The organism is Propioniciclava sp., from assembly GCF_036744435.1.
In the GTDB taxonomy this organism is placed as follows: Bacteria; Actinomycetota; Actinomycetes; order Propionibacteriales; family Propionibacteriaceae; genus Propioniciclava.
In genome coordinates, this window is record NZ_DAIOIA010000132.1 from 1 (window position 1) to 7858 (window position 7858).

At 71.7% G+C, this 7858-nt stretch carries 7 protein-coding genes; 3 read left to right on the forward strand and 4 right to left on the reverse strand.

What is annotated here, in order from left to right:
• Positions 1 to 905: PfkB family carbohydrate kinase (locus V7E09_RS13260; protein WP_324523522.1), on the reverse strand; the 905-nt coding region annotated here is incomplete at its 3' end.
• Between the two features lie 93 nt (positions 906 to 998).
• On the opposite strand from V7E09_RS13260, the gene V7E09_RS13265 reads away from it, so the two are divergent.
• The 3 genes from V7E09_RS13265 (at position 999) to V7E09_RS13275 (ending at position 4122) form a co-directional block, all read left to right on the forward strand.
• Positions 999 to 2165, forward strand: coding sequence for an acyl-CoA dehydrogenase family protein (locus tag V7E09_RS13265; RefSeq protein WP_324523523.1), 1167 nt, complete (start codon positions 999 to 1001; stop codon positions 2163 to 2165).
• A gap of 110 nt (positions 2166 to 2275) precedes the next feature.
• The gene (locus V7E09_RS13270) at positions 2276 to 3367 is read left to right on the forward strand and encodes a DmpA family aminopeptidase (RefSeq protein WP_324510352.1); all 1092 of its coding nucleotides are present in this window, start codon (positions 2276 to 2278) and stop codon (positions 3365 to 3367) included.
• Positions 3368 to 3378: 11 nt separating this feature from the next.
• A complete protein-coding gene (locus V7E09_RS13275) occupies positions 3379 to 4122 on the forward strand; it encodes a MerR family transcriptional regulator (protein ID WP_324510353.1) in 744 nt (247 codons plus the stop codon).
• A 102-nt stretch (positions 4123 to 4224) separates the two neighbouring features.
• Here V7E09_RS13275 and V7E09_RS13280 read toward each other — a convergent pair whose 3' ends face one another.
• The 3 genes from V7E09_RS13280 to V7E09_RS13290 are packed head-to-tail and all read right to left on the reverse strand — an operon-like array spanning position 4225 to position 7728.
• Positions 4225 to 5082 (reverse strand): MaoC family dehydratase, encoded by an 858-nt coding sequence (locus tag V7E09_RS13280; RefSeq protein ID WP_324523524.1) that lies wholly within the window; start codon positions 5080 to 5082, stop codon positions 4225 to 4227.
• Entirely contained in the window at positions 5082 to 6482 is a 1401-nt protein-coding gene (locus V7E09_RS13285) for a 3-oxoacyl-ACP reductase (RefSeq protein ID WP_324510355.1), read from the reverse strand. Before V7E09_RS13285 ends, V7E09_RS13280 begins: the two co-directional genes overlap by 1 nt.
• Position 6483: 1 nt before the next feature.
• Positions 6484 to 7728: an acetyl-CoA C-acetyltransferase gene (locus V7E09_RS13290; protein ID WP_324510356.1), complete on the reverse strand. Its 1245-nt coding sequence runs from the start codon at positions 7726 to 7728 to the stop codon at positions 6484 to 6486.
• Positions 7729 to 7858: the final 130 nt, after the last annotated feature.

Sequence of the window (7858 nt, forward strand, 5' to 3'; positions counted from 1 at the left end):
AAGGCGTCGATCTCGGAGGCGGTCGGCGCGGTGGCGGGGCCTCGGCGGGTGACCTTGATGGCCCCGGCGACGTTCGCGCGGCGGCAGGCCTCCACCCAGTCGGTCCCGGCAGCCCGCTCGGCGAGCAGGACGCCGGTGTGGGCATCCCCCGCGCCGTTGGTGTCGATCGGCTCTTGAGGGTAGCCGGGGACGACGACCGCCGCGTTCCCCGCGTGGACGGCGCACCCGGCCGGACCGTCCCGGACGATGCTCACCGCGTCGGGCGGCAGCAGTGCAGCGACCCGGGTGGCGGCCTGCGCCATGGACGCCGGGCCGACGAGCGCCTCGGCCTCCTCTTGGTTGGAGGTCCAGACGGTGGTGCGGGTCAGCACGGCGGTTCTCACCTCGGCGGGCAGGCCTGCGAACACCGCGCCGGGATCCAGAATGATGCCCACCCCGGCGGGCAGGCCGGCCAGCCAGTCCAGCAACGGGTCCCGCGTGCTGGGGACGGCCAGCGAGTAGCCGGTCACACACACCAGGTCGCCCGGCTCGGGGGCGCTCGTGGCGAGCCCGGCGACGCTCAGCTTTCGTTCGGCCCCGAGCGTGGTCACGAAGGTGCGTTCGCCGGACGGCTCCACCAAGACGATGCACAGCGCGGTGTCGGCGTCGGGGATGGCCGGAGCGGACCAGGCGACGCCCGCCTCCACCAGCGCAGCCCGGATCAGGTCGCCGTTCGGGCCCGTGCCGATCGCTCCCGCGTGGACGCACGCCGCCCCGGAACGGGCTGCGGCCGCGAGGATATTCACCGCTCCCCCGGCCTGCTGCGACCATCCCAGTGCCATCACGTTCTGCCCTTGCTCGGGGAGCGCGGGGACCATCGCGGTGGCGTCCACGAGCGCCTGACCGGTGTGAATGATGCGCGGCATGGCGGCCAGCTTAGGGCCGCCACCCCGAGGCCCCTGCCTGTCGAGCGTGGGCAGCCCGTGGTCATTCCCGGGACCGCGCGGGAGAATGACCCCATGACTTCTGCGACCTTCGACCCGACGACCTACCTGCCCGACGATCTGCTGGAGCGCATCCGCTCGCGGGCCGCGCAGGTGGACGCCGACAACGTGTTTCCTGACCAAGACCTGGCCGAACTGCGGGAGGCAGGCTACCTGCGGATCCTCGTGCCCGCCGACCGGGGCGGGTTCGGGCTCGGCCTGGAGCAGGCCGCGGTACTGCAGCAGCGGCTCGCCTCCGCGTCACCCGCCACCGCGTTGTCGATCAACATGCACCTGGTGTGGACCGGCGTGGCGAAGGTGATGCAGGATCGCGGCATCGACGACCTGGCCTTCGTCCAGACCGGTGCCGCCGCGGGCGAAGTGTTCGCGTTCGGCATCAGCGAGGCGGGCAACGACCTGGTGCTGTTCGGCAGCGACACCCAGGCCGTCCCCCAGCCCGATGGCGGCTACGCGTTCACCGGCACCAAGATCTTCACCTCCCTGGCCCCGGTATGGAACCACTTGGGCCTCCACGGCCTCGACAGCAGCGACCCGGACGACCCGAAGCTGGTGTACGCGTTTGTTCCCCGCACCGAGCAGGTCGTCACCCGCGACGACTGGGACACCCTCGGGATGCGGGGCTCCCAGAGCCGCACCACCGAACTTCATGGCGTCGTGGCGCCCGCCGATCGCGTCGTCAGGACGGTGGCGCCCGGCCCCAACCCGGACCCGATCGTGTTCGGCATCTTCAGCGTGTTCGAGGTGCTGCTCGCCTCCGTCTACACCGGCATCGCCCGGCGCGCCCTCGATCTGGCCGTGGAGACCGTCCAGAAGCGCCGCTCCAAGAAGTCGGGCACCACCTACAGCCAGGATCCCGACATCCGCTGGCGCATCGCCGACATGGCGCTGGCCTACGACGCCTTGCCCATGCAGATCGCCACCATCGCCCATGACGTCGACGCGGTCGCCGACCGGGGTGCGTCCTGGTTCTTCTCGCTGTCGGGGCTGAAGCACCGAGCCGTCGTGATGGCCAAGCAGGTCGCCGACGACGCCATGCTGGTGTCGGGCGGGTCGTCGTACTTCACCCGCAATGAACTCTCCCGCATCTACCGCGACGTGCTGGCCGGCATGTTCCACCCCAGCGACCCCGAGTCCGCGCACGCCACCGCGGCCTCGTTCTGGCTGGGGCCCGTCCAGGGGTGAACGCCCCCACCTCCCGACGTTGACTGTGCCCCAAGGGCACGGTTTAAGGTCGTGACGCCCCGCATTCGACGCGGAGGCGTCACGTCCACGACGACCAAGGAGCCAGCACCATGAGCGGCGAACGCGCCACCGACCTGGGCATCACGATCGGCGACCTTCCCGCCGGCCCCCACAACGCGATCACCGACGTCCCGGGCGTCCGCGTCGGACATCAGACACTCATCCGCGGCGAAGGGGTGCACGCCGTCCGCACCGGCGTCACGATCATCGAACCGCGACCGGACGTGTGGCGCTCCCCCGTCCACGCCGGGTCGCACCGGCTCAACGGATGCGGCGAACTGACCGGCCTGGCGTGGATCCGGGAGAACGGCGCGCTCACCACCCCCATCGGGCTGACGAACACCCACGCGCTCGGGCTCGTCCGCGACGCGATCATCGCCCGCCTGGGACGCGAGCGGCAGCCCCAGGAGTTCTACTTCTACCTGCCCGTCGTCGGCGAGACCTACGACGGCTTCCTCAACGACATCAACGGCCAGCACGTCACCGGCGCGGACGTGGAGGCCGCCTTCGACGCCCTCAGCGACGGACCGGTCGCCGAGGGCAACGTCGGCGGCGGCACCGGCATGATCTGCCACGAGTTCAAAGGCGGCATCGGGACGGCCTCCCGGCAAGTCCGCATCGGCGAGGACGCCTACACCGTCGGCGTCCTGGTGCAGGCCAACCACGGGGCGCGGCGCCACCTGCGCATCGACGGCGTCCCCGTGGGGCGGCGGCTGGGCACCGAGACGATCCCCGGGCTCAGCGTGGCGGCGCCTCCCGGGACGGGGTCGATCATCGTCATCGTCGCGACCGACGCCCCGCTCCTGCCCCACCAGTGCGAGCGGCTGGCGCAGCGCGCAGCGCTGGGGGTTGGGCGGGTCGGCGGGCAGGGCGAGCACACCAGCGGGGATCTGATGCTGGCGTTCAGCACGGGCGTCCACACCCTGGCCTCGGTCGACCTGACGACTCCGGAGCCCACGCGACACAGCGTCGAGACGGTGTCCGGGGACGTGATGGATGCCCTGTTCACCGCCACCATCGACGCGACCGAGGAATCCATCGTGAACGCCCTTCTGGCGGCGGGCACCATGACCGGACGGATCGGGCTGACCGCTCATCGGCTCGATCACGGCCTGCTACGCGACGCGCTGGCCCGCCACTGAGGAGGGCGCCCATGTCCGATCGACTCACCTGGAGCACCCGGCAGGTGGCAGCCCTGGCCGGCACCACCCAGAAGGCAGTCCGCTACTACCACTCTGTAGGACTGCTGGCCGAACCCGAGCGAGGCGTCAACGGCTACAAGCACTACGGGGTCGCGCATCTGCGCCGGCTGATCCACATCGTGAGTCTCGCCGAGCTGGGTCTGCCGCTCGCACGGATCAAGGAGATCGACGACGTCGACGCCGACACCCTGATCGACGAACTGGACGCCACCTTGGAGGCCAAGATCCGCAGGCTGGAGGCGAATCGCGCCCGGCTGGCGCTGCTGCGCACCCACGGCGTCGGCTGGGAAGTCCCCGCTGAACTCGCCGACGTGCTCGCCGGTCTCGCCGATGCCGACCGCAGCGTGCTGGCCGTGGCGTCCCGGGTGCTGGATGACCAGTCGGTCGCGCAGCTACGTGACCTGCTGGCCCGTCACGAACCCACCGACACCGACGAGGAACTGACACAGCTTCCCGACGATGCCACGCCGGAGCAGATCGAAGACCTGGCACGGCGCATCGTCGCCCAGGTGCAAGGGGCCAAGGAACAGTTCCCCAGCGTGACCGGGGCAGCGCGCGGGGCCGTGCCGCGCCGACTCGCACATGAGGCGGTCGCCGCCGCGATGGTGGAGTCGTTTCGCGCCGCCCAGCTACGCGTCCTGGTCCGCGTGAGCGAGCTGGCGGCCGCCGGACCTGGCGAGATCCCCGCTCCCTGAGCCCGGGGACGACGCGGCTCCGGGAGGCTTCCCAACCCGGCGCCCGGAGCGATCCCGCACGGCACCGCGTGCAACGCTCAGGCAGCACCTCACCCCGGTCGCTCAGCCCGCCGGGGTGAGTTGCCCGAGCAGATGGGGCGTGCCGTTCGGCGCCCGGACGGCGAAGGCACACCCCTCGTCCCTGGCCCGCGCAGCGAACCCGACGCGCCCCGACAGCAGGATGGGCTTGGTGAAGTCGACGACGACCCGATACGTCGGCGGCAGGCGGCCCTCCAGGGCTGCGAGCGCGCGCGCATGCGTCCACATGCCGTGCACGATGGTGCGGCGGAAGCCGAACGCCCGGGCGGCCAGCGGGGAGAGGTGGATGGGGTTGACGTCGCCGGAGACTGCGGCGTACCGGCGCCCCAGATCGGCGGGAAGCCGCCAGGCCTGGCTGTCGCGGGCGTCCGGTTCGTCGAGCCGCTCCGGCCGCACGGCTTCGCCGTCGGTGGCGACCCCGCGCGCCAGGTACGTGCTGGACCCGCGCCACACCAACTCCTTCCCGACACGCACCTCCCCAATCAGAGCGAACGTCGCCCCGCGCCGGTGGGGCGCCAGCTCCGCCGCCCGCACCGACAGGTCGAGTGCGTCGCCCAGGCCAACGGGGCGCAGCAACGTCATGTCGTTGGACACGTGCACCAACCCCGCGAGCCCGAACGGGAACTCGCGCCGGCTCATCAGGGCCAACTGCAGACTGAACGTGAGCACGTGAAGCCAGGTCGGTGGCACCGCGTCGCGCAGCGTGAACCCGCAGACGGCGTCGTAGCGGGCCAGGCGTCCGGCGTCTTGCCGATGCCCCTTCACCGCCACGCGCGTCTCCGGCAGGGTCGCCACCTTGCGCGGTCGCGCCCCGATCCGTGCCAGCGACCGGGCCAGGAGCGGCCCCCCGGCCGGGAGGTCGTCGAACACGACCTCGGCCATCAGGCGCCCACCAGGTTCTGTCCGCAGACCCGGACGACCTGCCCGTCGATTCCGCCCGAGGCCGGGTCGCAGAAGTAGGCGATGGTCTCGGCCACGTCGACGGGACGCCCCCCTTGGGACAGCGAGTTGGTGCGGCGAAAGACCTCCCGCTGCACGAACGGAATCGCGGCGGTCATGTCGGTCTCGATGAAGCCGGGAGCGACCGCGTTGACGGTGACGGGACGCCCGGTGAGTTCCTCGGCCTGCGCCCACACCAGGCCCATGACGCCGGCCTTGGAGGCCGCGTAGTTCGTCTGCCCCTTGTTCCCGGCAACACCGGAGGTGGACGCGATCCCCACGATGCGTCCCTGCTGGCCCAGGCCGCCGGGGACATCGCCGAGGAGAACCTCGTTGATCGCGATCTCGGCGGCGAGGTTGACCCGGAGCACGGCCCCCCATTGCGCGTCATCGAGGTTGGCCAGGAGCTTGTCGCGCGTGATGCCCGCGTTGTGCACGATCGCCCAGATCCTCGCGTCGGGCCCATGAATCTGGGCGACGTGGGCCGCGATCCGCTGGCCGGCGTCTGCGGAGGTGATGTCGAGTTGCAGGGCGGATCCGCGCAGGTCGTTCGCGACCGTGGACAGCGCGTCCCCGGCCGGAGGTACGTCCACCGCGACCACCGAGGCTCCATCGCGCGCGAAGGTCGCCGCGATGGCCGCCCCGATCCCGCGGGCGGCCCCGGTGACGACGACGATCCGGCCCGCGAACGGGCGCGACGGCTCATAGTCGAGGGCGGTCTCGTCGCCGGGCTTGCGAGCGGCGACCCGCCAGGTCTGGCCGTCGACGAACGCCGACCGGCCCTGCAGCAGGAAGGACAGCGTGGAGGCGAGGTCGTCGGGCCGGACGCCGTCACGCAGCAGGAGGAGGTTGGCGGTGGCACCGTCGCGCAGTTCCTTGGCGACGGTGCGGTTGATGCCGTCGATTCCTTGGGCGACGGCCTTGGCCTCCAGCCCGGCGACGGCGCTCGCGTCGGTGGCCACGATGATGACGCGTCCCGACGGCTCGAGCCGTTTCATGATCGGACGCAGGACCGCGCGCAGCCCTTCCAGATCGGCGATGGTCCGGACGCCGGTGGCGTCGATCACCAGCGCGCCGGGGCGGCGTTCGTAGCGCAGCGGTTGCGGACGACCCTTCTCGTCCGGCGTCCGGGACTCGGGGGTGTCCTGCAGCGGGACGCCAGGAGCGACGCCCAGCTGAGCCAGGGTCGCCGCCGCGACGCCTCCCCCGGGCAGTTCCGCGAGCAGCACCTCCCCGAGCGGTCCGACGCGTCCGCGGCGCAGCGTCGGGGGATCGGGCAAGCCCGCCTTGGCGGCCAACCGTCGGCCGAGGGGGGAACGGAACAGGCTCTCCACGACGCTCATGTCAGCTTCCCTCCAGGATCGCGACGACGCCGATGCCGCCCGCCGCGCAGATCGAGATCAAGCCGCGGGAACCGCTCCCGAGGCGATGCAGGTGTTTGGCCGCGGTGGCGACGATCCGCCCGCCGGTGGCGGCGAAGGGATGCCCGGCCGCCAGCGAACTGCCCCGCGGGTTGAGCCGGGAGCGGTCGACCACCCCGACCCCCGACCTCTCCAGGGCGGTGAGCGTGGCGAGCACGGTGCCCGCGAACGCCTCGTGGATCTCGATCAGATCGAAGTCGGCCAGGCTCAGCCCGTTGCGCTCCAGCAGGACGGGGATCGCCCGGGTCGGGGCGAGCAGCAGATCCTCCTCCCCAGTGACGTAGTCGGCGGCGGCCACGTGGGCGTCAACCACGGTGGCCAGGGTGGGCCAGTGATGGTCCTCGGCGTAGCCCCGCTCAGCGAGCAGGACGACGGCGGCACCGTCGGTCAACGCGGTGGAGTTGCCCGCAGTCATGGTGCCCTCGGGGCCTCCGAAGACGGGCTTGAGTGTGGCCAGCTTCTCCACGCTGGTGTCGGGGCGCAACAGGCCGTCACGCGTCACCCGCAGGTAGGGGGTGACCAGATCGTCGAAGAATCCGTCCTCCCAGGCTGCGGCGAGCCGCTGATGCGAGGTGGCGGCGAGCTCGTCCTGTGCGTCCCGGGTGATGTCCCAGCGGACGTTGGTGAGGGCTTGGCTCTCGCCCATGGTCAGGCCGGTGCGCGGTTCGACGACGGCCGGGGGTACGGGCATCAGGTCGGCGGGACGGATGCCCGCCAGCGCGCCGAGGCGCTGAGGCAGGGATCGCGCCCGGTTCGCCCGCAGCAGGGCCGAGCGCAGCCCCTCGCTCACGACGATGGGGGCGTCGGAGGCGCTGTCGACGCCCCCGGCGATCGCGGTCTCAGCCTGCCCGAGACGGATCTTGTTGGCGGCGTACACGACCGCTTCCAGACCCGTCCCGCAGGCCTGCTGCAGGTCGCAGGCGGGGGTGTGGGGCGACAGCGCGGAGCCGAGCACGGCCTCGCGGGTGAGGTTGAAGTCGCGCGAGTGCTTCAGGACGGCGCCGGCGACGACCTCGTCGATCGTGGCGCCCGCGAGCCCGAAACGTGCCACCAGTCCGTCGATGGCGGCGGTCAGCATGGCCACGTTGGACGCCTGCGCGTACGCACCGCCTGCCTTGACGAAGGGGATGCGGTTGCCGCCCACGATGACGGCGGTGCGTTCGGCCATGATGCTCCTCGTCGTTGAGTGAATCTGCTCGACACTGACGGTAGCAGATACCCCTAGTGTCGGATACCCTGCTGGTCATGACCCTCTCGGTGGACGGCCGCACGACGCGGTGGGCCCGGCACAACGCCAC

Bases quoted from the DNA above. Each gene is read 5' to 3' on its own strand.
- V7E09_RS13265 (WP_324523523.1), top strand. From the start codon at position 999: ATGACTTCTGCGACCTTCGACCCGACGACCTACCTGCCCGACGATCTG.
- V7E09_RS13270 (WP_324510352.1), top strand. From the start codon at position 2,276: ATGAGCGGCGAACGCGCCACCGACCTGGGCATCACGATCGGCGACCTT.
- V7E09_RS13275 (WP_324510353.1), top strand. From the start codon at position 3,379: ATGTCCGATCGACTCACCTGGAGCACCCGGCAGGTGGCAGCCCTGGCC.
- V7E09_RS13280 (WP_324523524.1), bottom strand. From the start codon at position 5,082: ATGGCCGAGGTCGTGTTCGACGACCTCCCGGCCGGGGGGCCGCTCCTG.
- V7E09_RS13285 (WP_324510355.1), bottom strand. From the start codon at position 6,482: ATGAGCGTCGTGGAGAGCCTGTTCCGTTCCCCCCTCGGCCGACGGTTG.
- V7E09_RS13290 (WP_324510356.1), bottom strand. From the start codon at position 7,728: ATGGCCGAACGCACCGCCGTCATCGTGGGCGGCAACCGCATCCCCTTC.